Source organism: Bradyrhizobium sp. Kon10, from assembly GCF_055807395.1.
In genome coordinates this window covers 16,346-40,387 of the sequence record NZ_JBVVOZ010000041.1, presented here as the reverse complement: position 1 = coordinate 40,387, position 24,042 = coordinate 16,346, and the positions used below count along the sequence as shown (strand labels likewise).

At 65.5% G+C, this 24,042-nt stretch carries 24 protein-coding genes; 15 read left to right on the top strand and 9 right to left on the bottom strand.

Annotated features, from left to right (window positions below):
- The 4 genes from AC0L2O_RS32630 to dnaK form a co-directional block, all read right to left on the bottom strand.
- Positions 1-579 (bottom strand): NADPH-dependent FMN reductase, encoded by a 579-nt coding sequence (locus tag AC0L2O_RS32630; protein ID WP_473372654.1) that lies wholly within the window; start codon positions 577-579, stop codon positions 1-3.
- 56 nt (positions 580-635) lie between these two features.
- Positions 636-1,235: a class I SAM-dependent methyltransferase gene (locus AC0L2O_RS32625; protein WP_369720206.1), complete on the bottom strand. Its 600-nt coding sequence runs from the start codon at positions 1,233-1,235 to the stop codon at positions 636-638.
- 88 nt (positions 1,236-1,323) lie between these two features.
- The gene (gene dnaJ, locus AC0L2O_RS32620; RefSeq protein ID WP_369720205.1) at positions 1,324-2,457 is read right to left on the bottom strand and encodes a molecular chaperone DnaJ; all 1,134 of its coding nucleotides are present in this window, start codon (positions 2,455-2,457) and stop codon (positions 1,324-1,326) included.
- Positions 2,458-2,702: 245 nt separating this feature from the next.
- Complete coding sequence (gene dnaK / locus AC0L2O_RS32615; RefSeq protein WP_369720204.1) at positions 2,703-4,604, bottom strand: molecular chaperone DnaK; 1,902 nt, start codon at positions 4,602-4,604, stop codon at positions 2,703-2,705.
- Positions 4,605-4,988: 384 nt separating this feature from the next.
- On the opposite strand from dnaK, the gene AC0L2O_RS32610 reads away from it, so the two are divergent.
- Both AC0L2O_RS32610 and pncA read left to right on the top strand, forming a co-directional pair.
- On the top strand, positions 4,989-5,930 hold the full coding sequence (locus tag AC0L2O_RS32610) for a hypothetical protein (RefSeq protein ID WP_473372653.1): 942 nt from the start codon (positions 4,989-4,991) through the stop codon (positions 5,928-5,930).
- A 143-nt stretch (positions 5,931-6,073) separates the two neighbouring features.
- The gene (gene pncA / locus AC0L2O_RS32605; RefSeq protein WP_369720202.1) at positions 6,074-6,796 is read left to right on the top strand and encodes a bifunctional nicotinamidase/pyrazinamidase; all 723 of its coding nucleotides are present in this window, start codon (positions 6,074-6,076) and stop codon (positions 6,794-6,796) included.
- Between the two features lie 149 nt (positions 6,797-6,945).
- Here the strand turns inward: pncA and grpE are convergent, their stop codons facing one another.
- Together grpE and hrcA are read right to left on the bottom strand one after the other, a co-directional pair.
- The gene (gene grpE / locus AC0L2O_RS32600; RefSeq protein WP_473372652.1) at positions 6,946-7,563 is read right to left on the bottom strand and encodes a nucleotide exchange factor GrpE; all 618 of its coding nucleotides are present in this window, start codon (positions 7,561-7,563) and stop codon (positions 6,946-6,948) included.
- 98 nt (positions 7,564-7,661) lie between these two features.
- Positions 7,662-8,750: a heat-inducible transcriptional repressor HrcA gene (hrcA, locus tag AC0L2O_RS32595; RefSeq protein WP_409191295.1), complete on the bottom strand. Its 1,089-nt coding sequence runs from the start codon at positions 8,748-8,750 to the stop codon at positions 7,662-7,664.
- A 185-nt stretch (positions 8,751-8,935) separates the two neighbouring features.
- Between hrcA and rph the strand changes: the two genes are divergently transcribed.
- Genes rph through hemW form a run of 3 tightly spaced genes read left to right on the top strand, consistent with a single transcriptional unit; the run spans position 8,936 to position 11,437 of the window.
- A complete protein-coding gene (gene rph / locus AC0L2O_RS32590; protein WP_369720199.1) occupies positions 8,936-9,649 on the top strand; it encodes a ribonuclease PH in 714 nt (237 codons plus the stop codon).
- Positions 9,650-9,660: 11 nt separating this feature from the next.
- Positions 9,661-10,296 carry an RdgB/HAM1 family non-canonical purine NTP pyrophosphatase gene (gene rdgB / locus AC0L2O_RS32585; protein ID WP_473372651.1) on the top strand — a complete coding sequence of 212 codons (636 nt, stop codon included), beginning with the start codon at positions 9,661-9,663 and terminating at the stop codon, positions 10,294-10,296.
- Positions 10,283-11,437 (top strand): radical SAM family heme chaperone HemW, encoded by a 1,155-nt coding sequence (hemW, locus tag AC0L2O_RS32580; RefSeq protein WP_473372650.1) that lies wholly within the window; start codon positions 10,283-10,285, stop codon positions 11,435-11,437. Before rdgB ends, hemW begins: the two co-directional genes overlap by 14 nt.
- 150 nt (positions 11,438-11,587) lie before the next feature.
- Here hemW and AC0L2O_RS32575 read toward each other — a convergent pair whose 3' ends face one another.
- The gene (locus tag AC0L2O_RS32575) at positions 11,588-12,838 is read right to left on the bottom strand and encodes a penicillin-binding protein activator (protein WP_409191291.1); all 1,251 of its coding nucleotides are present in this window, start codon (positions 12,836-12,838) and stop codon (positions 11,588-11,590) included.
- A 357-nt stretch (positions 12,839-13,195) separates the two neighbouring features.
- Between AC0L2O_RS32575 and rsmI the strand changes: the two genes are divergently transcribed.
- The 9 genes from rsmI (at position 13,196) to AC0L2O_RS32530 (ending at position 21,035) form a co-directional block, all read left to right on the top strand.
- On the top strand, positions 13,196-14,146 hold the full coding sequence (rsmI, locus tag AC0L2O_RS32570) for a 16S rRNA (cytidine(1402)-2'-O)-methyltransferase (RefSeq protein ID WP_473372649.1): 951 nt from the start codon (positions 13,196-13,198) through the stop codon (positions 14,144-14,146).
- Entirely contained in the window at positions 14,133-14,540 is a 408-nt protein-coding gene (locus AC0L2O_RS32565) for a YraN family protein (RefSeq protein ID WP_369720194.1), read from the top strand. Before rsmI ends, AC0L2O_RS32565 begins: the two co-directional genes overlap by 14 nt.
- 10 nt (positions 14,541-14,550) lie before the next feature.
- Positions 14,551-15,495: a glutathione synthase gene (gshB, locus tag AC0L2O_RS32560; RefSeq protein ID WP_473372648.1), complete on the top strand. Its 945-nt coding sequence runs from the start codon at positions 14,551-14,553 to the stop codon at positions 15,493-15,495.
- An 85-nt stretch (positions 15,496-15,580) separates the two neighbouring features.
- Positions 15,581-15,952 carry a type II toxin-antitoxin system RelE/ParE family toxin gene (locus AC0L2O_RS32555; RefSeq protein WP_473372647.1) on the top strand — a complete coding sequence of 124 codons (372 nt, stop codon included), beginning with the start codon at positions 15,581-15,583 and terminating at the stop codon, positions 15,950-15,952.
- Positions 15,952-16,293 carry a helix-turn-helix domain-containing protein gene (locus AC0L2O_RS32550; RefSeq protein ID WP_409191288.1) on the top strand — a complete coding sequence of 114 codons (342 nt, stop codon included), beginning with the start codon at positions 15,952-15,954 and terminating at the stop codon, positions 16,291-16,293. Before AC0L2O_RS32555 ends, AC0L2O_RS32550 begins: the two co-directional genes overlap by 1 nt.
- A 330-nt stretch (positions 16,294-16,623) precedes the next feature.
- Entirely contained in the window at positions 16,624-17,439 is an 816-nt protein-coding gene (gene cpaB, locus AC0L2O_RS32545; RefSeq protein ID WP_473372646.1) for a Flp pilus assembly protein CpaB, read from the top strand.
- Between the two features lie 14 nt (positions 17,440-17,453).
- On the top strand, positions 17,454-18,971 hold the full coding sequence (locus AC0L2O_RS32540; RefSeq protein WP_473372645.1) for a type II and III secretion system protein family protein: 1,518 nt from the start codon (positions 17,454-17,456) through the stop codon (positions 18,969-18,971).
- A 43-nt stretch (positions 18,972-19,014) separates the two neighbouring features.
- Positions 19,015-19,749 carry a CpaD family pilus assembly protein gene (locus AC0L2O_RS32535; protein ID WP_473372644.1) on the top strand — a complete coding sequence of 245 codons (735 nt, stop codon included), beginning with the start codon at positions 19,015-19,017 and terminating at the stop codon, positions 19,747-19,749.
- Positions 19,746-21,035 carry a CpaE/TadZ family protein gene (locus AC0L2O_RS32530; protein ID WP_473372643.1) on the top strand — a complete coding sequence of 430 codons (1,290 nt, stop codon included), beginning with the start codon at positions 19,746-19,748 and terminating at the stop codon, positions 21,033-21,035. The genes AC0L2O_RS32535 and AC0L2O_RS32530 overlap by 4 nt, the downstream gene beginning before the upstream one ends.
- A gap of 39 nt (positions 21,036-21,074) precedes the next feature.
- Here the strand turns inward: AC0L2O_RS32530 and AC0L2O_RS32525 are convergent, their stop codons facing one another.
- Together AC0L2O_RS32525 and AC0L2O_RS32520 are read right to left on the bottom strand one after the other, a co-directional pair.
- On the bottom strand, positions 21,075-21,851 hold the full coding sequence (locus AC0L2O_RS32525; RefSeq protein ID WP_473372642.1) for a tetratricopeptide repeat protein: 777 nt from the start codon (positions 21,849-21,851) through the stop codon (positions 21,075-21,077).
- A gap of 83 nt (positions 21,852-21,934) precedes the next feature.
- A complete protein-coding gene (locus AC0L2O_RS32520) occupies positions 21,935-22,180 on the bottom strand; it encodes a PilZ domain-containing protein (protein WP_369720188.1) in 246 nt (81 codons plus the stop codon).
- Between the two features lie 227 nt (positions 22,181-22,407).
- On the opposite strand from AC0L2O_RS32520, the gene AC0L2O_RS32515 reads away from it, so the two are divergent.
- Entirely contained in the window at positions 22,408-23,946 is a 1,539-nt protein-coding gene (locus AC0L2O_RS32515; protein WP_473372641.1) for a YifB family Mg chelatase-like AAA ATPase, read from the top strand.
- The last annotated feature ends 96 nt before the right edge of the window (positions 23,947-24,042 follow it).

The window sequence follows — 24,042 nt, the reverse complement described above, 5'->3', positions numbered from 1 at the left end:
TCACATCATGCGTTGGGAAACGTCGATCAGCTGCCGCACCATCTCCTTCATGGCGTCGATATCACCCTGATGCTTCAGCCTGTCCATATCGTCATAGGCTTGATCGGCAAAGCCGAGCGTGAGCTGGCTGGCGATCACATTGGCGTGGCAGGAGGTCAGGATCAGCCGCAGCGACTGGAGCGCGCGGGCTGCACCAAGCCGGCTCTGCGAGGCGCCCGCGAGTGCGAAGATTCGGTTGCGGAACACCTCGCCGCGCGCCTCGTTCAGCTCATGCACGCGGCTGACCCAGTCGATCGCGTTCTTCAGCAGCGGCGGCACCGAGGCATTGTATTCGGGCGAGACGATCAACACGCCATGATGCGCGCCGATCATGCGCTTGAGATTGATGGCGTGCTTCGGCACGCCGGATTTGGCCTGGAGATCGCCGTCGTAGATCGGCAGCGGGAAATCGGCGAGCGAGATGCGGGAGACGTCGACGCCGACCTGGGCAAATTCGGAGACGGCCACCGCCGCCAGCTTCGCATTGTGCGAGCCGGTGCGAAGCGAGCCGGGAATGACCAGGATCTTCGGTGAGGGCATCCGATCCAATGCATTGGCGAAACGAGGCCGCCGCGCAAAGAAGGAAGCCGGCGGAATTAATCCTTGCGATACACCCAGACGCGGGCCGGCGGAAGGTTCATCCAGATCCGTTCCGAAGCCTCTGTGGATACGCCGGGCAGCGATTTCGGGATCGGCGGCACCACCGCATAGGTAAACTGGACGAAGGGTGCGCCGGGCGCGAGTGCCGTGAAGGCATCGCGGATCAGCCGCAGCCGCGTCAGCATCGGTTTTGTCACCAGCGGCAGACCGGAGACCACCGCGGCGGCCGGCGCGCTCAGCACGTTCCAGAGCGTGTCGCGCAGACGATAGGCATCGCCCTGCACCACCTTGGCCTGCGGATAGCGATCGCGCAGCAGCGCGCAGAAGCCGGGATTATATTCGACGAGAACGAGACGCTTCTGGTCGACGCCGCGCTCAACCAGCGCCGACGTGATTGCGCCGGTGCCGGGCCCAAGCTCGACCACCGGAGCGTCCGAATCGATGTCGACATAATGGGCCATGGTCCGGGCCAAGAGTTTTCCGGACGGCATCACCGCGCCCATGTGGAGGGGCTTTTCGATCCACGATCTCAGAAAGCGCACCTCGTCATCAAGACGGGGCTTCTTCAACGCACGCGCGGACGATGGCAATGGCATGTCAGGACCGGCCGGGACCGCGTGACCGCGGCGTGTCAGAAAATGGTCATAAACAGGTATAGGCCGAAGACGATACGGTCAAGCCGGGTCAATTCGCCCGATTGCCGAAGAAATCCTTGACCTTGGTGAAGAAGCCCTCGGATTCCGGCTGGGTGTTGCCGGAGGAGAGTTTTTCGAATTCGGCCAGCAATTCCTGCTGCTTCTTGGTGAGGTTCTGCGGGGTCTCGACCACGACCTGGACGTACATGTCGCCCATCTGGCGCGAGCGCAGCACCGGCATGCCTTTTGACGCGATGCGGAATCGGCGGGCCGACTGGGTCCCGGCGGGGACCTTCACCTTGGCCTTGCCCTTGTCGATGGTCGGCACCTCGAATTCGCCGCCAAGGGCTGCGGTCACCATCGAGATCGGCACACGACAATGCAAATCGGCGCCGTCGCGCTGGAAGAACTGGTGCTGGGCCAGCGACAGGAAGATGTAGAGGTCGCCGGGCGGGCCGCCGCGGACCCCGGCCTCGCCTTCGCCGGCGAGCCTGATCCGCGTGCCATCCTCGACGCCCGCGGGGATGTTGACGGACAGACTCCGCTCGCGGGTGACGCGGCCCTGGCCCGAGCAGGACGGGCAGGCGTCCTCGATCATCTGGCCGCGGCCCTGGCAGCCCGGACAGGTCCGCTCCAGCGTGAAGAAGCCCTGCGACTGCCGCACGCGGCCGGCGCCGCCGCAGGTCGAGCAGGCCTTCGGCTTGGTGCCGGCCTTGGCACCGATGCCCGAGCAGGCCTCGCAGGTGACCGAGACCGGAATCTCGATCTGCGCGGTCTTGCCGCCAAAGGCTTCCTCGAGCGTGATTTCCATGTTGTAGCGCAGGTCGGCACCGCGCTCGCGGCCGCCACGACCGCGCTGCCCGGCCATGCCGAACAGGTCTTCGAAAATGTCGGAGAAGGAGGAGGCGAAGCCCGCACCGAAGCCGGCGCCGCCACCCGGACCACCCTGCTCGAACGCCGCATGGCCGAAACGGTCGTAGGCCGCGCGCTTGTCCTTGTCCTTGAGGACCTCGTAGGCCTCGTTGATTTCCTTGAAGCGGACTTCGCTGGTGTCATCCCCCGGATTGCGATCGGGATGAAATTTCATCGCAAGCTTGCGGAACGACGATTTCAATACGGAATCGTCGGCGGAGCGGTCGACTTCGAGGGTTTCGTAGTAGCAGCGCTTGGTGGACGTGGACATGTTGAACTCGGTCTATCCAATCGCGATTCAAGTCGGTGCGAAATAACGTCGCTACGCGACGATATAGGCAGCTCTCCGCCTTGCGGCAGAGGGCAGCACGACGGCTTTCACGATAACAGCTGGAAATTGATCGATCGTAACGGGAGCAAGCCCCGTCGAGCCCGACACGAAAGCCTCCCCCTCGAAGGGGGAGGCTGAAGAAGCGTGTCGGGTCCAAGCCGTCTGCATCATCACCCTCTTGGGGCTTATGCAGACTTCTTGTTGTTCTTGTCGTCGTCGACCTCGGTGAACTCCGCGTCGACGACATCGTCCTTCGCAGCGTCCTTGGCCGCGTCGGCCTCGGCCTGCTGCTTGTACATGGCCTCGCCGAGCTTCATCGAAGCCTGGGCCAACGTGTTGGTCTTGGTCTTGATCGCCTCGGCGTCGTTGCCCTTCAGCGCTTCCTTGAGGTCGCTGACGGCATCCTCGATGGCGCGGCGCTCGGTCTCGGCGACCTTCGAACCGTGCTCGGCCAGCGCCTTCTCGGTGGAATGCACCAGCGCGTCGGCGTGGTTCTTGGCGTCGACCGCCTCGCGGCGCTGCTTGTCGGCCGCGGCATTGGCCTCGGCGTCCTTGACCATCTTGTCGATATCGGCTTCCGACAGGCCGCCGGAGGCCTGGATGCGGATCTGCTGCTCCTTGCCGGTGGCCTTGTCCTTGGCCGAGACGTTGACGATGCCGTTGGCGTCGATGTCGAACGTCACCTCGATCTGCGGCATGCCGCGCGGGGCCGGCGGAATGCCCATCAGGTCGAACTGGCCGAGCATCTTGTTGTCGGCCGCCATTTCACGCTCGCCCTGGAAGACGCGGATGGTGACCGCGTTCTGGCTGTCCTCGGCGGTCGAGAACACCTGGCTCTTCTTGGTCGGGATCGTGGTGTTGCGGTCGATGATGCGGGTGAACACGCCGCCCAGCGTCTCGATGCCCAGCGAGAGCGGGGTCACGTCGAGCAGCAGCACGTCCTTGACGTCGCCCTGGAGCACGCCGGCCTGGATCGCGGCACCGATCGCCACGACTTCGTCCGGATTGACGCCCTTGTGCGGCTCCTTGCCGAACAACTGCTTCACGACTTCCTGGACCTTCGGCATGCGCGACATGCCGCCGACCAGCACCACTTCGCCAATCTCGGCGGCGGTGAGGCCCGCATCCTTCAGCGCCTTGCGGCACGGCTCGACCGTCTTCTGGACGAGGTCGTCGACCAGGGCCTCGAACTTGGCGCGGGTGAGCTTCATCGTCAGATGCTTCGGACCGGTCTGGTCCGCGGTGATGAAGGGCAGGTTGATCTCGGTCTGCGTGGTCGAGGACAGCTCGATCTTGGCCTTTTCGGCGGCTTCCTTCAGGCGCTGCAACGCGAGCTTGTCGTTGCGCAGGTTGATGCCCTGCTCCTTCTGGAACTCGTCGGCCAGATAGCCGACCAGCCGCATGTCGAAATCTTCGCCGCCGAGGAAGGTGTCGCCGTTGGTCGACTTCACCTCGAACACGCCGTCGCCGATTTCGAGAATGGAAATATCGAACGTGCCGCCGCCGAGGTCGTAGACGGCGATCGTGCCGGCCTTGGTCTTGTCCAGACCATAGGCGAGCGCAGCCGCGGTCGGCTCGTTGATGATGCGCAGCACTTCAAGGCCCGCGATCTTGCCGGCGTCCTTGGTCGCCTGGCGCTGGGCGTCGTTGAAGTAGGCGGGAACGGTGATGACGGCCTGGTCGACCTTCTGGCCGAGATGGGCTTCCGCCGTCTCCTTCATCTTCTGCAGGATGAACGCCGAGACCTGCGAGGGCGAGTAGGTCTGGCCGTCGGCCTCGACCCAGGCATCGCCGTTGGAAGCCTTCACGATCTTGTACGGAACGAGCTTCTTGTCCTTCTCGACCATCGGATCGTCGTAGCGGCGGCCGATGAGGCGCTTCACTGCGAAGAAGGTGCGCTCGGGATTGGTAACGGCCTGGCGCTTGGCAGGCTGGCCGACGAGGCGCTCACCGTCGTCCGTGACGGCGACGATGGAAGGCGTCGTGCGCATGCCTTCGGAATTCTCGATGACTTTGGCGTTCTTGCCATCCATCACGGCGACGCACGAATTCGTGGTGCCGAGGTCGATCCCAATGACCTTTCCCATGGTCCTGATATCCTTGTTTTTGCGGCAGGTTGGCTGGGCCCAGAAGGCACCCGAACCGAACCCCCTAAGATCAAACATTCGCGATATTGCGATGGTTGACGCTCATATAGGAGGGGGGGAGGGGCCCGCAAGGACCGAACGCAAGTTTGAGCCGCGAAAACATTGGGTTTTGGAAGAACATATCCGGGCTGAATCGCCCTTGCGGGTGAGGATTTATTAACAGGTCCGCCCTCGGCCGGCACCCCGCCACCGCCCTGTTGCGGCAAGGCCAAACCCGCTAAAAGGCGGACCGGCCGGACCACCCCGCGCGAGGCTGCCTTACGCGACAAAGGGGCCCGATGACCGACCATCGAACGGCCTCAATGTGAACCAAGTAGAGTGCCCATGAAGCTCATTCGCCCCCTCGCCGCGCTCGCCCTGCTGGTTGCCACGGCATTTCCGGCCCTTGCCGCCGACGCGGTTTTCCCGCCCGGGCTGCGCCTCGGCATGGTGCCGCTGATCGGCCTCAACACGGCGAAGACCTTTCCCGGCTTCGAGAGCGAGGACGGCGCCGTCAAGGTGCTGGTCACCGAGCTGCCGCCGGCGGCCTATGGCGAGGTCGCGAGCGCCTTCAATTCCAATCCGGCCGGAGCGAACGGCATCAAGCCGGACAAGATCGAGACCGCCGCGGGCCTCGCCTATTTCACCACCGAAAGCGGCAAGGCCGGCGAGACCCCGGTCAAGCGCTATTCGATGATCGTGCCGGGTGCGGGCTTCTCCGGCTATGTCGCGGTGCAGATCCCGGAAAATGCGACCAAGATCTACACCGACGAGGCGGTGCGGCAGATGTTTGCGAGCACCGTCCTCCGCAAGCAGGTCTCGGCCGAAGAGCAGATCGCGTTGATGCCGTTCAAGATCACCGATCTTGCCAACTTCAAGGACATCCGCACGCTGGCGCCCGGGAGCAGCATCATCCTGGCCGACGGCGACGAGAGCACAGGCTACGAGTCGAAGCCCTTCATGATCCTCGGCCTGATCGGCCAGACACCGCAGCAGGCGGATGACCGCGCCCGCTTCGCCCAGGAAGCGGCGCTCCAGATCCCCGGCGTGCGTGAATCCCGCATCACCATGTCCGAGCCGATCCGCATCAACGGCCAGCAGGGCTTCGAGACTCGGATCGATGGCGTCAGCGGCAAGGACAAGACCGCTGTCACGGTGGTGCAGTGGATCCGCTTCGCGAGCGGCGGCGCCTCGCTGCGCATCATCGCCAGCGCCCCGCGCGACCAGTGGTCGGATGCCTTCACCCGCTTCCGCGCCGTGCGCGACGGTATCCAGCCGAAAGGCTAGGCGAAGGCGGCCCCGCACACTCCGTGTCGAGCTGAGCTAGCAGCCCAGCCACTAATCAGACCCGGCCGTATTTTCGGGCTTTTGTTTGTACACGAACGGAACTAGGCTTCTCTCCGTTGGATCATCCTGGAGGGAGACGAACCATGCTGGATCGGCGACAAGTCTTGGCGGTGCTCGGGACGACTGTACTCGCGAGCGTCGCTCCAACCGCGCTTTTTGCAGCGGCCTCAATCAAGCCGGACGACACGTCCGCGCTGCTCGTGATCGACGTGCAAAACTGCTTCCTTCCGGGCGGCAGCCTCGCGGTGAAGGAAGGCGAGCAGGTGGTGCCGGTCATCAACAAGGTGGCCAAGGGATTCGCAAACGTGGTGATGACGCAGGACTGGCATACGCCCGGCCACGTCTCGTTTGCATCGGTGCATTCCGGCAAGAAGCCGTTCGAGACCATCGACCTGCCCTATGGCAAGCAGGTGCTATGGCCCGACCATTGCGTGCAGGGCACCGACGGCGCTTCGCTGTCGAAGGATCTCTCGATCCCGCAGGCCGAGCTCATCATCCGCAAAGGCTTTCACAAGGACGTCGACAGCTACTCGGCCTTCCTCGAGGCTGACGGCAAGACCTCGACCGGTCTCGCCGGCTATCTGAAGGCGCGCAAGATCAAGCGCGTCTTCGTCGCGGGGCTGGCGACCGACTTCTGCGTCGCCTGGACCGCGCTCGATGCGCGCAAGGCGGGCTTCGAGGTCTATGTCGTGGAAGACGGCTGCCGCGGCATCGACAATCAGGGCTCGCTGGCAAAAGCCTGGGCCGATATGGCCAAGGCCGGCGTGAAGCGGATCCAGTCTGCGGATATCGCGGTGAGCGCGTAAAAGGCGGGATCGAACTGCCAAATCCTCATCCTGAGGAGCGCGCTTCTTCGCGCGCGTCTCGAAGGATGAAGGCCTCGCTGCTACATCTTGGCCTTCATGGTTCGAGACGCCGCGCAAGGGCGCGGCTCCTCACCATGAGGGTCGGAGAGCTAATTGGCCGCGCCGTTCGACTCATTGCTGTTGGCCGCGGGCGCGGCCTTCGCGCCGCCCTTGGCGACGCCGACCAGCGCCGGACGCAGCACGCGCTCGCCGATGGTGTAGCCGGCCTGCATGACCTGCACCACGGTGCCTGCCGGCACCGACGGATCGGGCACTTCGAACATTGCCTGCTGGAAGTTCGGGTCGAACTTCTGGCCCTGCGGATCGAATTTCTTCACGCCGTGCTTTTCCAGCGCGTTGAGCAGCGAGCGCTCGGTGAGCTCGACGCCCTCGATCAGCCCCTTCAGGCCGGCATCGGCATTGGCCCGCGCTTCCGCCGGAACGGCATCGAGCGCGCGCTGGAGGTTGTCGGCGATGTCGAGCACGTCACGGGCAAAGCCGGTGATGCCGTAGAGCTTGGAATCGGCGACTTCCTTGCTTGTGCGCTTGCGCAGATTTTCCATCTCGGCCAGCGTCCGCAGCATGCGGTCGCGCGCCTCGGCGGCTTCCTTCTGCAGCAGTTCGACCGAGCCGGGCTCCGGATCGTCGGGCATGATGTAGGGCTTCGACACCACGGGCTCGCCGGTCGCAGCGGCCGTGTCTTCAGGTTGCCGGTCTCGATCGGTCATCGACTACTTTCTCGAACTCGTCTGACGGGATTTTGCTGGCCCGGATATCGTGCTTCGGACGGGGAAAATCAAGCGCCCGTGATCGGCCCCAAGCCCGGTCAGCCGCCCAGAAGGCGACTGACGATGCGGGCGGCGTAGTCCACGGTCGGGATCACACGGGCATAATTCAGCCGTGTCGGCCCGATCACGCCCAAGACGCCGACGATGTGGCCGGCGGCATCCCGATAGGGCGAGATGATGGTCGAGGAGCCGGACAGGGAGAACAGCTTGTTCTCCGAACCGATGAAAATCCTGACGCCTTCGGCGGTTTCCGCGCGCCCCAACAGGTCGATGACGCCGCGCTTGGTCTCAAGATCGTCGAACAGCAGGCGCACCCGCTCGAGATCCTCCAGCGCATGCAGATCTTCGAGCAAATTGGCGTGCCCGCGGACGATGAGCTGGCGATCCTCGTTCTCGCCGCCGGACCAGCTTGCAATCCCGGCCGAGATCACCTTCTGGGTCAGTTGATCGAGTTCCGCGCGCGCCTCTCCGAGCGCGGTCTCGAGCTCGAGCCGCGCCTCGGCCAGCGTGCGGCCGCGGATACGGGAATTGAGGAAATTGCCGGCCTCGGTCAGCGCCGAGGAAGGAACTCCGAGCGGCAGCGCCAGCACGCGGTTTTCGACCTGGCCGTCCTCGCCGACCAGGATCACCAGCGCCTTTTCCGGTTCCAGGCGGACGAATTCGATGTGCTTCAGCCGCGAATTGGACTTTGGCGTCAGCACCACGGCCGCGGCACGGGTGAGGCCGGACAGCCGTGTCAGCGCCTGGTCCAGCGCCGCCTCGACCGATTGCGCCTGGCCGACGGAGGCGAGCTGGCTCTGGATCGACTGCCGCTCGGCCTCAGTGAGATCGCCGACCTGCATCAGGGCGTCGATGAAAAAGCGCAGACCGAGTTCCGTCGGCAGACGGCCGGCGGAGGTGTGCGGCGCATAGATCAGGCCGAGCTGTTCCAGATCGGCCATGACATTGCGCACCGACGCCGGCGACAGCGGCATGGCGATCAGGCGCGAAATGTTGCGCGAGCCGACCGGCTCACCGGTCGCGAGATAACTCTCGACGATTTGACGAAAGATGTCGCGAGACCGCTCGTTGAGCTGGGCGAGGCCCGCGCGCGGCGCGATCAGATGGATCGGATCGTGATGGGCCACGGCGTAACTCCTCTCGGCTGCTTGTAATTTGTCTATCCGGGAGCGCCCTGACAAGCGGGGTTTTGCGGTTGGTTGAAGGTTGCCCCAAGCTTGCCTTGCGGACCGAAAAGCCCTTGCCGCTCACCCTCACCCCCCCTACAAGCACCGCGAACAGCTCAATCCCTGCGAGTTTTGGAGGATTTCCCATGCGGCCAAGCCGCCGTGCGCCCGATGAATTGCGCCCCGTGACACTGGAGCGCGGCGTGGTCAAATACGCGGAGGGCTCCTGCCTGGTGAAATTCGGCGACACCCATGTGCTGGTCACCGCGACGCTGGAAGAGCGGCTGCCGCCCTGGCTGAAGGGCCAGGGCCGCGGCTGGGTCACCGCCGAATACGGCATGCTGCCGCGCGCCACGCTGGAACGTACCCGCCGCGAGGCCTCGGCGGGCAAGCAGAGCGGCCGCACCGTGGAAATCCAGCGCCTGATTGGCCGCTCGCTGCGCACCATCGTCGATCTCGAAGCGCTGGGCGAGCGCCAGATCACGGTCGATTGCGACGTGATCCAGGCCGACGGCGGCACCCGCACGGCGTCCATCACCGGCGCCTGGGTCGCACTCGCCGATTGCATCAGCTGGATGAAGACGCGCAACATGATCAAGGCCAACGTGCTGCGTGACAACGTCGCCGCGATCTCCTGCGGCATCTACAAGGGCACACCGGTGCTGGACCTCGACTATGCCGAGGATTCGGAAGCCGATACCGACGCCAATTTCGTCATGACCGGCGATGGCCGCATCATCGAGGTGCAGGGAACCGCGGAACGCGAGCCGTTCAGCGAAGCCGAGTTCCTGGCGCTGATGGCGCTTGCGCGCAAGGGCGTCGCGCGGCTCGTGGACTTGCAGAAACTCGCGGTGGCGTAGTCAATAGGCCCATGCATCGCCGAATCACCGGAAAGCTCGTCATCGCGACCCACAATCCCGGCAAGCTCGCCGAGATGAAGGAGCTGCTCGCGCCTTACGGCATCGAGGCGGTCTCGGCCGGTGAGCTCGGCCTCGCTGAGCCGGAGGAGACCGGCGACGATTTCCGCAGCAACGCCGCGATCAAGGCGATCGCGGCGGCGCAGGCGACCCGGCTTCCAGCTTTCGCCGACGATTCCGGCATCGTGGTCGATGCGCTCGACGGCGCGCCCGGCATCTACAGCGCGCGCTGGGCCGGTCCGACCAAGGACTTTGCCGCAGCGATGGCGCAGATCGAACGCCTGCTGCAGGAGCGCGGCGCAACCTTGCCGGAGAAGCGCACGGCGCATTTCGTCTCCGCGCTCTGCGTCGCCTGGCCCGACGATCATCTCGAACAGGTCGAGGCGCGCGTCGACGGCACGCTGGTCTGGCCGCCGCGCGGCACTGCCGGCTTCGGCTACGATCCGATGTTTTTGCCCGATGGCCATGATCGCACGTTCGGCGAGATGACCAGCATCGAGAAGCACGGCCTGCCGCCGCTCGGCCTCGGGCTGTCGCATCGGGCGCGCGCGTTCGTGAAACTCGCGGAGATCTGCCTTGAGCCGCGCTAAGGAAGCCTTTGGCGTCTACGTGCACTGGCCGTTCTGCCTGTCGAAGTGTCCCTATTGCGACTTCAACAGCCATGTCCGCCACGCCGCGATCGACGAAGCGCGTTTTGCCGCGGCCTTCGCCCGCGAGATCGCGACCACCGCCGAACGCGCGCCCGGCCGCGAGGTCACCTCCATTTTCCTCGGCGGCGGCACGCCGTCGCTGATGCAGCCCGCGACCGTGGGCGCCGTGCTCGATGCGATCGGCAAGCACTGGCGCGTCGCCAACGATGTCGAAGTCACGCTGGAGGCGAACCCGACCAGCGTCGAAGCCACGCGCTTCGCCGGCTATCGGGCGGCCGGCGTCAATCGCGTCTCCCTCGGCGTGCAGGCGCTCGACGACGTCTCGCTGAAAGTGCTGGGCCGGCTGCACAGCGCGCGCGAGGCGCTCGATGCGGTCGCCATCGCGCGCCGCTCGTTCGATCGTTATTCGTTCGACCTGATCTACGCCCGCCCCGACCAGACCCCGGCGATGTGGGCCGATGAACTCCGACACGCGATCGATGAAGCCGCCGAGCATCTGTCGCTGTACCAGCTCACGATCGAGGAAGGCACGCCGTTCTTCGGTCTGCACCAGGCCGGCAAGCTGAAGACGCCGGACGAAGCGGTAGCGCGCGCGCTCTACGATGTGACGCAGGAAACCTGCGACAAGCTTGGCCTGCCCGCCTACGAGATTTCAAATCACGCGCGGCGTGGCGCCGAATGCCGGCACAATCTCGTGTACTGGCGCGGCGAGGAATATGCCGGCGTCGGCCCCGGCGCGCATGGAAGACTCGATATCGATGGCATCAGGCACGCCATCGCCACCGAGAAGGGCCCCGAAGCCTGGCTGATGCGCGTCGAGAGCGACGGGCACGGCGTCGTCACCGACGATCTCCTCAACAGCGAGGAGCGCGCCGACGAATTCCTGCTGATGGGATTGCGTCTCGCCGAGGGCATCGATCCCGAGCGCTACCGCGCGCTCTCCGGCCGCCCGCTCGACCCCAAACGCATCGCGCTGCTGCGCGAGGAAGGCGCGATCACGGTGGATGCGACCGGACGGTTGCGCGTGACCAGCAGCGGATTTCCGGTGCTGGATGCAGTGGTCGCGGATCTGGCGGCATAGGTCTTAACCGAATCGGCGGTGCGCTCCCTCGCCCGCTTGCGGGAGAGGGTTGGGGAGAGGGTGTCTCCCCAACGGGACAATCCCCAAGCGGAGAAAGCCCTCACCCGGCGCTCCGCGCCGACCTCTCCCGCAAGCGGGAGAGGTGAACCATCAAGCCCCAAAACTCTTCGGCGAGCCCGCGACCGCGACACCGCCGCCGGTCGTCACCTTCATCACTGCGAGCCCGCGCTCGTTGGTGCCATCGGCGCGGAAGCGGAACAGGCCGTCGATGCCGGCGAAGCCTGAGGGGTTGGTGAGCACGTCGGACGAGAAGCGCGTGGTGCCTTGCGTGCGCGCAAGGGCTGCGACCAGCGCGACCGCGTCATAGGCCAGCGTTGCCGTCCGCACCGGGTCGGCGCCGTATTTGGTGCGATAGCGCCCGGAGAACGCGCGGAAGCCGGCCGGGTCCGGCGCGGCATAGAGGCCGCCCTGGAGCGCGGGGCTGGCATAGACACGCGGATTGTCCCACAGGCCGGTGCCGAGCAACTGGATGTTGCGCAAATTCGCGCCGGCCGCGGTCATCGCATCGGCCACCGCGACGACAGCATCGCCATCGTCGGCAATGAACAGTGCATCCGCACTGCCGAGTTGCTGCGCCACGGTCCGCGCCGGCGTGGCGCGATCGGCGCCGTATTTCTCGAATGCGACAATGCGCCCGCCGCGGCGCGGCACCGCCGCCTTCACCGCCGCCTCGACCACATTGCCATAGGCATTGTCGGGCACGAGCACGGCGACCGAACGTTTTCCGATGCTGGCGGAGTATTCGACGATGCGGTTGACGTCGGACTCCGGCAGGAAGGAGAGCAGGTAGACGCCGCGGCCGGCAATGCTGGAATCCGTCGAAAACGCCATCACCGGAATGCCGCGCGTGCGCGCGACCTGCGCCACTGCCGGGACCGACTGCGCGAACAGCGGTCCGAGAATGATCTCGGCGCCCTCGTCGACCGCCTGCTGCGCACCGGCCTGCGCGCCCTGCGGGGTGCCATTGTCGTCCTTGATCAGGAGCTGGATGTTGGGATTCTGGAACTCGGCCAGCGCCATCTCGGCGGCGTTGCGCATGGACTGCGCGGCAAGTCCGGCATTGCCGGCCGCCGAGAGCGGCAGGATCACGCCGACCTTCACCCCGCCGGTACCGGCGGTCGTGGCCTGTTGCGGCGGGCCGGCCGGCTGAGCCGGGGCGGAGGGGCTGTTGAATGGGCTTGAGAACTGGCTGAGGCTCTGCTGCACGCCGGCGCAGGCCGACAGCAGCGGTGCGCCCAGCAACAGGCCAAGCGCGCTCCGCCGGGTCGCCCCCGACGATTGGGGACCCGGAACGGGAGACTCCTCCGAACAGGAGGATCTGGGATCACGCGGGCCCGGCATGGCAGCTTCTCTTCCGGCCGGCCGTCGCCGGCCGGTCACAACATTCTTTCCACGACACAAGCCGTGGATTCCGGCATATTGTCGGCAAATAGTTAACTAAAACAAAAGGATAATGCCCCCTTAACACGACCCCACCGCAACTCCTGGCTAGCTGTCCACCCACCGTCCGTCACCCAGCATCAAGGCGGCATTTCCGCCGCGAATATGGCGCTGGCGCTTCACTCCCTCCGGAATGTGATACCGGATGGATCACATTCCAGTCCTTGCTCGCCCCTCGGCCCAGTATCTTGCCGCGGTGCGATCTTTTTCGGAGGACCGGTTCCCCGCCCTCGGGATCATGCCTAAGTTCGTTTGATTATGCGCGCAAAGCCGGCCCCGATAAATACGTCTGAAGTTACGGAAGCCGCCTCGCGCGGTTTCTCCATCGACGCCCATCGGCTTGCGGCCCCGAAGGCCGCGCCGGGCTTGCACCTGGTTGCGACCCCCATCGGCAATCTCGGCGACATCACGCTGCGGGCGCTCCAGACGCTCGCCGGCGTCGACGTCATCGCCTGCGAGGACACCCGCATCACGCGGCGCCTGACCGAGCGCTACGCCATCACGGCGCAGCTCAAGCAATATCACGAGCACAACGCGGAAGCCGCGCGCCCAAAGATCCTGGAGGCGCTTGCGGCAGGCGGCTCGCTCGCGCTGGTGTCCGACGCCGGCACGCCGCTGATCTCCGATCCCGGCTTCAAGCTGGTGCGCGAGGTCTGCGCCGCCGGCCATGCGGTCTACGCGCTGCCCGGCCCGTCCTCGGTGCTGGCGGCGCTGTCGGTCGCGGCGCTGCCCACCGACCGCTTCTTCTTCGAAGGCTTCCTTCCGCCGAAATCCGCGGCCCGGCGCACCCGACTCACCGAGCTCGCCCGAATCGACGCGACGCTGGTGATGTTCGAATCCGGCAACCGCGTGCAGGACACCCTCGCCGAGCTGGCCGAGATCATGGGTGGTCGCGAAGCCGCGATCTGCCGCGAGCTGACGAAGCTGCACGAGGAGATCTCGCGCGCCACGCTGTCCGAGCTCGCGCGCGAAGCTGCCACTCTGGAGACGCGCGGCGAATTCGTGCTGGTGATCGCTCCGCCCGCAGCCGACGCTGACGTGATGACGCCGGATGCACTCGACGAGCTCCTGCGCGCGCAGCTTGCCGCGCACAGCGTCAAGGATGCGGTCGCCCACGCGCTCGAATTGTCGGGGCGGCCGCGCCGCGAAATCTATGCCCGCGCACTCAAGCTTTCGAAAGACTTGCGGGGCGGCGATGGCGAAGACTGAGGGCGCGACGCCGGCGGAACCGAAGATCGCCTCGCCCGAGCGCGTCGCCGCATTCCGTACCGGCATCTCCGCGGAGGCCCGCGCCGCAGCCTTCCTGATGGCCAAGGGCTATCGCATCCTGGCAAAACGCTACCGCACGCCGCATGGCGAGATCGACATCGTGGCGCGCCGGCGCAATTTGATCGCATTCGTCGAGGTCAAGGCGCGCGCGACGCTGGATGACGCCGCCTTCGCCGTAACACCGCGCCAGCAGCAGCGGATCATCAATGCCGCGCAGGGCTGGCTTGTGGCGCATCCCGAGCATGCGGAATTCGACCTGCGATTCGACGCCATGCTGATTGCGCCGCGATCACTTCCACGCCATGTGTTGGCGGCATTCGACGCCTCGACCTGAAAGGCAGACCATGAAACTGAACGTCGCCGTCCAGATGGACCCCATCGCCCGCATCAACATCAAGGGCGATTCCACCTTTGCGCTGCTTCTGGAGGCGCAGAAGCGCGGCCACGGCCTGTCCTATTACACGCCCGACAAGCTCTCGATGGTTGGCGAAGAGATCGTCGCTCCCGTTCAACTGCTGACCGCGCGCGACGAGCCCGGCGATCATTTCACCCTCGGCGAGCCCAAGCGCGAGGCGCTCAACGGCTTCGACGTCGTGCTGCTGCGCCAGGATCCGCCGTTCGACCTCGCCTACATCACCTCGACGCATCTGCTCGAGCGCATCCACCCGAAGACGCTGGTGGTGAACGATCCCGCGTCCGTGCGCAACGCGCCGGAAAAGCTGTTCGTGATGAATTTTCCGCAGCTGATGCCGCCGACCCTGATCTCGCGCGACCTCGACGAGATCAACGCCTTTCGCGACAAGTACGGTGCCGTGGTGATGAAGCCGCTGCACGGCCATGGCGGCGCGGCGGTGTTCCGCGTGATGCCGCAGGACATGAATTTCGGCTCGCTGTTCGACATGTTCTCGGTGACCTTCAAGGAAGCGTGGGTGATCCAGCAGTTCATCCCCGAGGTGAAGCACGGCGACAAGCGCATCATTCTGGTCAATGGCGAGTTCGCCGGTGCGGTGAACCGCGTGCCGGCCGCGGACGACCTCCGCTCCAACATGGTGCGCGGCGGCGCCGCGCAGGAGACCGAGCTCACGCCGCGCGAGCGCGAGATCTGCGCCACGGTTGGACCGGCGCTGCGCGAACGCGGCCTGCTGTTCGTCGGCATCGACGTCATCAACGGCAACCTCACCGAGATCAACGTGACATCCCCCACCGGCATCCGCGCCGTTGCCAAACTGGGCGGCCCCGACGTGGCAGCGAAGGTCTGGGACGTGATCGAGCAGAAGCGGACGAAGTAGGCTGCCAATCCGGGCAGTGTTGAATGATTTGCAAGATCAGGCGGCGGCAGTTGACGAGCGGCTATAGCGATATTACTATAGCTCAATGAACGACGTCCTGCGGTCGCTCAAACCTGCCGTCTTCATCGGTACGAGCCGGAAGGACCTGCAGGCATTTCCCGTCGAGGTTCGCAGCGAGATCGGTCAAGCTCTGTTTGAAGCGCAACTCGGCGAACATCCGCGCAACGCGAAGCCGTTGAAAGGCCTAAGCGGCGTGTTGGAGATTCGCGATAGCCATGACGGCGACGCGTATCGGGCGGTTTACACAGTGCGATTTGAAGGTGTTCTCTATATTCTGCACGCCTTTCAGAAGAAATCGACGAGTGGAATTGCAACTCCGCAGCGGCACCTGGATTTAGTCCGAAAGCGTCTGCGGGATGCAGAGATCTTGCACCAAAGCACCAAGGGAGGTCGATGATGGCGATGAAAAAAATGCCGGCTCATGAAAAGGGTTCGGGCAATATCTTCGCTGATCTTGGCCTTCCCAATGCCGAGGAGCACCAGTTAAAGGCGGCTCTGGTGGTCCAGCTCAAGCGGCTGATCGTCGGACGCGAATTGACCCAAACAGCGGCTGCCCGCTTGATCGATATGAAACAACCGGATCTGTCAAAGCTGCTGCGCGGCGATTTGAGACGAGTTTCGGTCGAGAAGCTGATGCGTATGCTGACAGCGCTCGATCAAGACGTTGAGATCACGGTGAAGCCACGTCGCAGATCGGGCAAAACCGGGCGCATCACATTGATAGCCGTGGCGGCTTAACAAGCTTTTTTCCGACAGCCTGAACACTTCGGCAAACGCCGTTAAGATGGCTCTATCCCGGTTATGGCTCCTGATCTAGCCACTCGGTTCGTTTCCTAACCACCCATTCACCATGACGCCGCGCGTCCCCGCGGGCCTCTGTCGCCTTGCGTAAATCTACGGAGCTGCATGCTGCCGAATAACGCGGCATTCACCATCCGGGAAGAACTGGCATCGTGACCGGCCATCACATTCAGCCTCGCAACACCCCTTATACTTTTACTCCCTACTCATCGACACGGGGAAACCCGCCACGTGCGGTTCGAGTGCCCCGCGTAAGAGTAGAGGCGTATGAACACCGCACGCATTGTCGTTCTCGTCATTGCGCTGGGCGCCGGCGGAGTCGCCGCCTATCTGGCGAGCGGCTATGACAACAAGCCGGCTCCCGCAGCAGCGGTCGCCGAGAAGCTGCCCACGGTCGAGGTGCTCGTCGCCAAAACCGACATCCAGCTCGGCCAGGCCGTGAAGGCCGAGGACCTGCAATGGCAGACCTGGCCGTCAGCCACCGCGAGCAGCGCCTTCATCCGCCGTGACAGCCGGCCCGAGGCCCAGACGCAGATCGCAGGCTCGATCGCGCGCGTGCCCTTGATGCAGGGCGAACCAATCCGCGAGCAGAAGCTGGTGAAGGCCGACGGCTCCGGCTTCATGGCCGCGATCCTGCCCTCGGGCATGCGGGCGGTCTCCACCGAGATTTCAGCCGAAACCGCCGCCGGCGGCTTCATCCTGCCGAACGACCGCGTCGACATCGTGCTGACGCGCCGCCTGAAGAATCCCGACGGAGCCAACGGCCCGACCGGCGGCAACGACCTGATCCTGTCGGAAGTCATCCTGTCCAACATCCGCGTGCTCGCGATCGACCAGGCACCGAAGGAGAAGGACGGCCAGAACGCGGTGATCGGCAAGACCGTCACGCTCGAGCTCAAGCCCGATCAGGTCGCAACGATATCGGCCTCGCGCCAGGGCGGCACGCTGACGCTCGCACTGCGGAGCATCGCCGATGCCAACGCGTCCGATGGCGTGCCCGAGGATCAGGCGGCCAAGCGTCCAGGCGGCATCAACGTGATCCGCTACGGCGTCCAGGCGCGGCAACTAACGTCACAGAAGTGATGGGGATACCCAGGATGAACGACGGGGATAATCAGACGGGCCTGCGCATGCGGGGGACGCGCGCGCGCTCGTTCTGGACGGGTACCATGCTGATGCTCGGGCTGGTCGCAGCGCCGGGCTTTGTCAGCGCCGCGGATGCGCCGGTCGGCGACCAGGCGCCGCTGCGGGCGGCGGATATCGACGTGGCGCCGGTCGCGACCATCGCGCCGGCCCGCACGCGCTTCCTGTCGCTCGGCGTCGGCAAATCGGTCGTCATCGACCTGCCGCGCGAGGTCAAGGACGTGCTGGTGGCCGATCCCAAGATCGCCAATGCGGTGATCCGATCGGCGCAGCGCGCCTATATCATCGGCGGCACGGTCGGGCAGACCAATGTCGTGTTCTTCTCAGCCGACGGCCAGCAGGTCGCGGCCTATGATATCGCGGTGAAGCGCGACCTCAACGGCATGCGCACGGCACTCCGCCAATCGCTGCCCGGCGTGCAGATCGAGGGCGTCGGCGACAGCGTGATGCTGACCGGCTCGGTATCGAGCCCGGTCGAGGCGCAGCAGGCCGGCGACGTCGCCGCAAAGCTGGTCGGCGGCGCGGACAAGGTCGTCAACAACATCGTCGTGCGCGGCCGCGACCAGGTGATGCTCAAGGTCGTCGTCGGCGAAGTGCGTCGCGATATCGTCAAGCAGCTCGGCGTCGACCTCAGCGCCAGCCTGAACGCCGGCACCGCGGTCGTGAATTTCAACAATTCCAACCCGTTCTCGGCCAGCGGCGGGCCGCTGGTCAGCAACAACGCGCTCGGTGTTGCCGGCCTCACCAAGGGCTTCGCCACCGTCAGCGCCACGATGCGCGCCATGGAAAGCGCCGGCGTGATGCGGACGCTGGCCGAGCCGAGCCTGACGGCGATCTCGGGCGAATCCGCCACCTTCATCGCGGGCGGCGAATTTCCAATTCCCGGCGGCTACGCCTGCGATCCGACCACGCATGTCTGTACGACCCAGATCACCTACAAGAAATTCGGCATCTCCCTGAACTTCACGCCGGTCGTGCTCAGCGAAGGGCGGATCAGCCTGCGGGTGATGACGGAGGTCTCGGAGTTGTCGAGCCAGAACGCCATCACGGTGTCGCAGGCGCTGTCGCCGAGCTCGACCAACTCGATCACCATCCCCTCGGTCCAGACCCGTCGCGCCGAGACCACGCTCGAGATCCCGTCCGGCGGCTCGATGGCGATGGCTGGCCTGATCCAGCAGCAGACCAAGCAGGCGATCAACGGCCTGCCCGGCGTCGACCAGGTGCCGATCCTCGGCGCGCTGTTTCGCAGCCAGGACTTCGTCAACAATGAGACCGAGCTGATGGTGATTGTGACGCCTTACGTGGTGCGCGCGGTCGCCCAGAAGGAACTGTCGCGGCCCGATGACGGCTTCGCGCCGTCGTCGGATTCGCAGTCGGCACTGCTCGGCCGCATGAACCGCCTCTATGGCATCGCCCGCCGCATCGATCCGATGGACAGCAACCAGGGCGATTTCGGCTTCATCATCGACTGACACGAACGGACGTTTTGGGGAACGGGACGAGAGGGATGAAGCGATGACGAAGACAGACGATCGACGTCGCAATTTGCGCATCGCGCTTGCACTGACGGGGCTCTCCGTCATGCTCGGTGCGTGCAACACCACCGGTGACGTCGTCACCACCCAGACGGTGCCGACCGATTATCGCCAGCGCCACCCGATCGCGGTGCAGGAAGCCAAGCGCTCGATCGTGATTTTCGTCGGCAAGGCGCGCGGCGGCCTCTCGGCGGCGCAGCACGCGGACGTCGCAGGCATTGCCGGGGACTGGGTGCGCGAAGGCACCGGCTCGGTCGTCGTCGACGTGCCGGTCGACACCGCGAATTCGCGCGCCGCAGCGGCGACCTATCACGAAATCCGTGCCGTGCTCGGCGCCGGCGGCGTGCCGTCGCGCGCCATCGTCGAGCATACCTATCGGCCCGAGGATCCCGCGCTGCTGCCGACCATCCGGCTGAGCTATTCCAGGATCGCCGCGGTCGCCGGGCCGTGCGGATTGTGGCCCGAGGACATGGGCCCATCCATCCTCGACCCCGGCTACAACGAGAACCGGCCCTATTTCAATCTTGGTTGCGCCACCCAGCGCAATCTCGCGGCGATGATCGACAACCCCGCCGACCTCGAGCAGCCGCGCGCCGAAACGCCGGCCTATACCGCACGGCGCGATATCGCCTTCGACCGCTATCGCAAGGGCGCCGCGACCTCGACCACTTATCCCGAGGCTGACAAAGCCAAACTCAGCGACACAGGCAAATGACGAGCGCCCACGACCAGGAAGCGGACGATCCGCAGCACCCCGAGGAACACATTGCGCCGGTCCCTCGCATCTCGGTGCAGGCGTTTTGCGAGACCGAGCAGACGCTCGCGGCGGTGACCGCGGCCGGCCTGGACCGCCGTCTCGCCAAGGCGCATCTCACCGCCAAGGACGGCGGCCTGGCCGCGGCGATCGAAGTCTACGAGACGATGCCGACGCCGAACGTGATCGTGATCGAATCCGACGGCACGCGCGACATTCTCGAGGGCCTGGACGATCTCGCCGGCGTCTGCGATCCCGGCACGCGCGTGGTCGTGATCGGCAATCCCGGCGACACTGCACCCTACCGCGAGCTGGTGCGCCGCGGCGTCAACGACTACGTGGTCGGACCGGTCGAGACCATCGACGTGGTGCGCTCGATCTGTAGCCTGTTCTCCGCCTCTGAAACCATCATCACCGGCCGCGTCATCGCCGTGGTCGGCGCCAAGGGCGGCGTCGGCGCGTCCACCGTCGCCCACAACGTGGCCTGGACTATCGCGCGCGATCTGGCGCTCGATTCCGTGGTGATCGATCTCGATCTCGCCTTCGGCACCGCGAGCCTCGACTACAATCAGGACCCGGTGCAGGGCATCGCCAACGCGGTGCTGTCGCAGGACCGGCCGGACACGGCGCTGATGGAGCGGCTGCTCGCCAAATGCACCGAGCGCCTCAGCCTGCTGGCGGCGCCCGCGGCACTCGACCGTGTCTATGATTTTGGCGCCGAAGCGTTCGATGCGGTGTTCGACACGCTGCGCATGACCACGCCCTGCATCGTGCTCGACGTGCCCCATCAATGGTCGGGCTGGACGCGGCGCGCGCTGGTCAACGCCGACGACATCGTGATCGTGGCCGAACCCGATCTCGCCAACCTGCGCAACACCAAGAACATGCTGACCGTGCTGAAGGCGGCGCGGCCGAACGACCGGCCGCCGCTGTACTGCATCAACCAGGTCGGCATGCACAAGCGGGCGGAGATCGACGTCAAGTCGTTCGCCAAGACCATGGAGAGCCAGCCGATCGCGGTGATCCCGTTCGATTCGAAGCTGTTCTCGACCGCTGCCAATAACGGCCAGATGATCGCGGAGGTCTCCAAGAGCCACCGCACCACCGAACTGTTCCAGAACATCGCGAACCGCCTCGCCGGGCGCGGCGAGGTGAAGAAGCCGAAGCGGTCGCTGCTCGGACCGCTCCTGAAGAAGCTGAAGGGCAAGTCGGGACGCGGATCCGCTCCGCATCGCAAGGCGTCGTAAGCGCCAACGCGTCAAGCCAACAATCCAGGCTCCGGCGCGCTACTTCTCCGCCCGCTGTTGCTGCTTCTTGCTCAGCAGCTGCCGTAGCGTCGCGACCTTTGCTGCCGCCTGATCCGGCGGCAGATCGGCCTTCACGATGGTCTCGGCCTCGGCCTGCTTTCCTTCCAGTCCCAGCACCAGCGCGAGATTGGCGCGCACGCGAGGGTCGGCGGCGTTACGCCCGTAAGCGCGGCGCATGGTCTCCTCGGCCCTCGGCAGATTGTTCTGGAGCATATAGGACAGGCCGAGATTGGACAGCACCGACGGCTCGTCCGGCACGATCTTCAGTGCGGTCGCATAATATTGCTGCGCTTCCTCGTTGCGGCCGAGCTGGTCGAGCGCCGCGCCTTGCGCCGACAGGATGTGCCAGTCGGGATCTTCAGGCGTATGCGCGCGGCTGAGCACATCGTAGGCCTGCTGGAAATTGCCGTTGTCGGCCAGTGCGCGGCCGTAGCCGGCGAGCAGCGCCTTGTTGCTGGGATGGGCCAGCACGGCCTGCTCGAGCACCGCGACCGCCTGGGCGCGCTGGCGGGTCTCGCGCAGCGCCGTGCCGTAATCGAGGGCGATATTGGGATCGCTCGGCTTGGCGCGGTAGCGCTCGCGCAGCGCGTCCATGTCCGGCCTCCCGTCGGCCCTGGCCGCTGGCTCCGGCGTGCCGCCGAGCGCGCCGGTCACGTCCTCCAGGCTCGTGGTCTGGCAACCGCCGAGAACGAGCACCAGGAGGGCCGGAAGCAACAATCTCGCCGGGGAAGAGGCAAGGCACGAACGCTTGGACATACTCTGATCACCGCCGGCGGACTGATCAGAGATGCTTTGCCGATTAACGCTAAATTCCCGTTAAGGAAACGCGTTGGCAGGGTCTAATCGGTGAATTCGGCGCCGAATTCGCAGCCGATCCGCCAGCGCAGCCGGCATTGGCGCGAATAATCAGGCGCGAAGATGATGGTGAATTGCGGCGGCACTTCGAGAAATTCCGCCACCACTTTCACGCCCCCGTCCGAGATGTCCGTGATCGTGCAGTCCCTCGGCAAGGAGCCGGCGCCAAGATGGATCTTGGCAAGCCGAGTGCACATCCGTCGTTCGCTTCTGCGGCGATTTGCAAGCATTTGAATTGTTCACCCCGTTAGGTCACGGCCCATCCCGCAACTCTAGGAGTAGCGGACATTCGTTGGAATGTGCTGAGCACGGCCGCTCGCATTCGAGACGTAGTGTCGGCGCCTTGTTTACGATCGATTAGGGCTGGCCGGGCCGCCAAACCGTTCCCGTATTGTTCTTGCGGACAGGATCGGGCTCTGCTACCCTTGATTGTGCGAGAGGGCAGGCTGGTTTGAGCATGGTTCAGCGGGTTTCTACCGTCGCCTTTGAGGGGATCGAGGCCCGCGCGGTCGACGTGCAGGTGCAGGTCGCCCCGGGCCTGCCGGCCTTTGCCATCGTCGGTCTACCCGACAAGGCGGTGTCGGAGGCGCGCGAGCGGGTCCGCGCGGCGCTGATCGCCTCGGGGCTGGCGCTGCCGGCGCGGCGGATCATCGTCAATCTCGCGCCGGCCGACGTCCCGAAGGAAGGCAGCCATTACGACCTGCCCATCGCGCTCGGGCTGATGGCGGCAATCGGTGCGATCCCGCCGGACGCGCTGACCGGTTTCACGGTGCTCGGTGAGCTCGGCCTCGACGGCTCGATCGCGCCGGTCGCCGGCGTCCTTCCCGCCGCGATCGACGCCAATGTGCGCGAGGAGGGATTGATCTGCCCGGCCGCCTGCGGCTCGGAGGCGGCGTGGGCGAGCCCGGACATCCAGATCATCGCCGCACACTCGCTGATCCAGATTGCCAACCACTTCAAGGGCACGCAGGTGCTGTCGCGGCCGGTGCCGAAGGTACATGAGGCCACAGCCTCGCTGCTCGATTTGCGCGACATCAAGGGCCAGGAGAGCGCCAAGCGAGCGCTGGAGATCGCGGCCGCTGGCGGGCATCATCTGCTCATGATCGGCGCGCCCGGCGCCGGCAAATCGATGCTGGCGGCGCGCCTGCCCTCGATCCTGCCGCCGCTGTCGCCCGGGGAATTGCTCGAGGTCTCGATGATCGCGTCCGTCGCCGGCGAGATCGAGGGCGGCGCGCTGACGTCGCGGCGGCCGTTTCGCAGCCCGCATCATTCCGCCAGCATGGCCGCGCTCACCGGCGGCGGCGCGCGCGCAAAGCCGGGCGAGATCTCGCTGGCGCATCAGGGCGTGCTGTTTCTCGACGAGCTGCCGGAGTTCGATCCGCGCGTGCTGGATTCGCTGCGCCAGCCGCTGGAGAACGGCGAGGTCTCGGTCTCCCGCGCCAATCACCGCGTCACCTACCCTGCCCGCTTCATGCTGGTCGCGGCGATGAATCCCTGCCGCTGCGGCAATGCGTTCGAGCCCGGCTATGCCTGCAAGCGCGGCCGCGTCGATCGCTGCACGGGTGACTACCAGTCCCGCATCTCCGGCCCGCTGATGGACCGGATCGATTTGCGCATCGAGGTGCCGGCGGTGACCGCGGCGGACCTGATCCTGCCGCCGCCGGCGGAGGGCTCAGCCGAAGTCGCAGCACGCGTGGCGGCGGCGCGCGACATCCAAATAGCGCGCTACGCGGATGCTGGCCTGCCGCAGGTCCGCACGAATGCCGAGGCGCCCGCCTCGGTGCTGGAGGAGATCGCCAAGCCCGATGCGCAAGGCGCCAAGCTGTTGCGCGATGCTGCCGAGACCATGCGGCTATCGGCGCGCGGCTATCACCGCGTGCTGCGGGTGGCGCGCACGCTCGCCGACCTCGACGGCGCCGACAGGATCGGCCGGCTGCATCTGGCCGAAGCGCTGTCCTACCGCGCACTCGCGGAGGATGTGCGGCAGCTCGCGTGAACGATACGCGCGTCAACCCGGCGGTAACGAGTTTCCTTTACGCTCTGCAAACCATAAGGCCCAAGAGCTGCGTGTGTGAGTTCCCATACGAGCTTT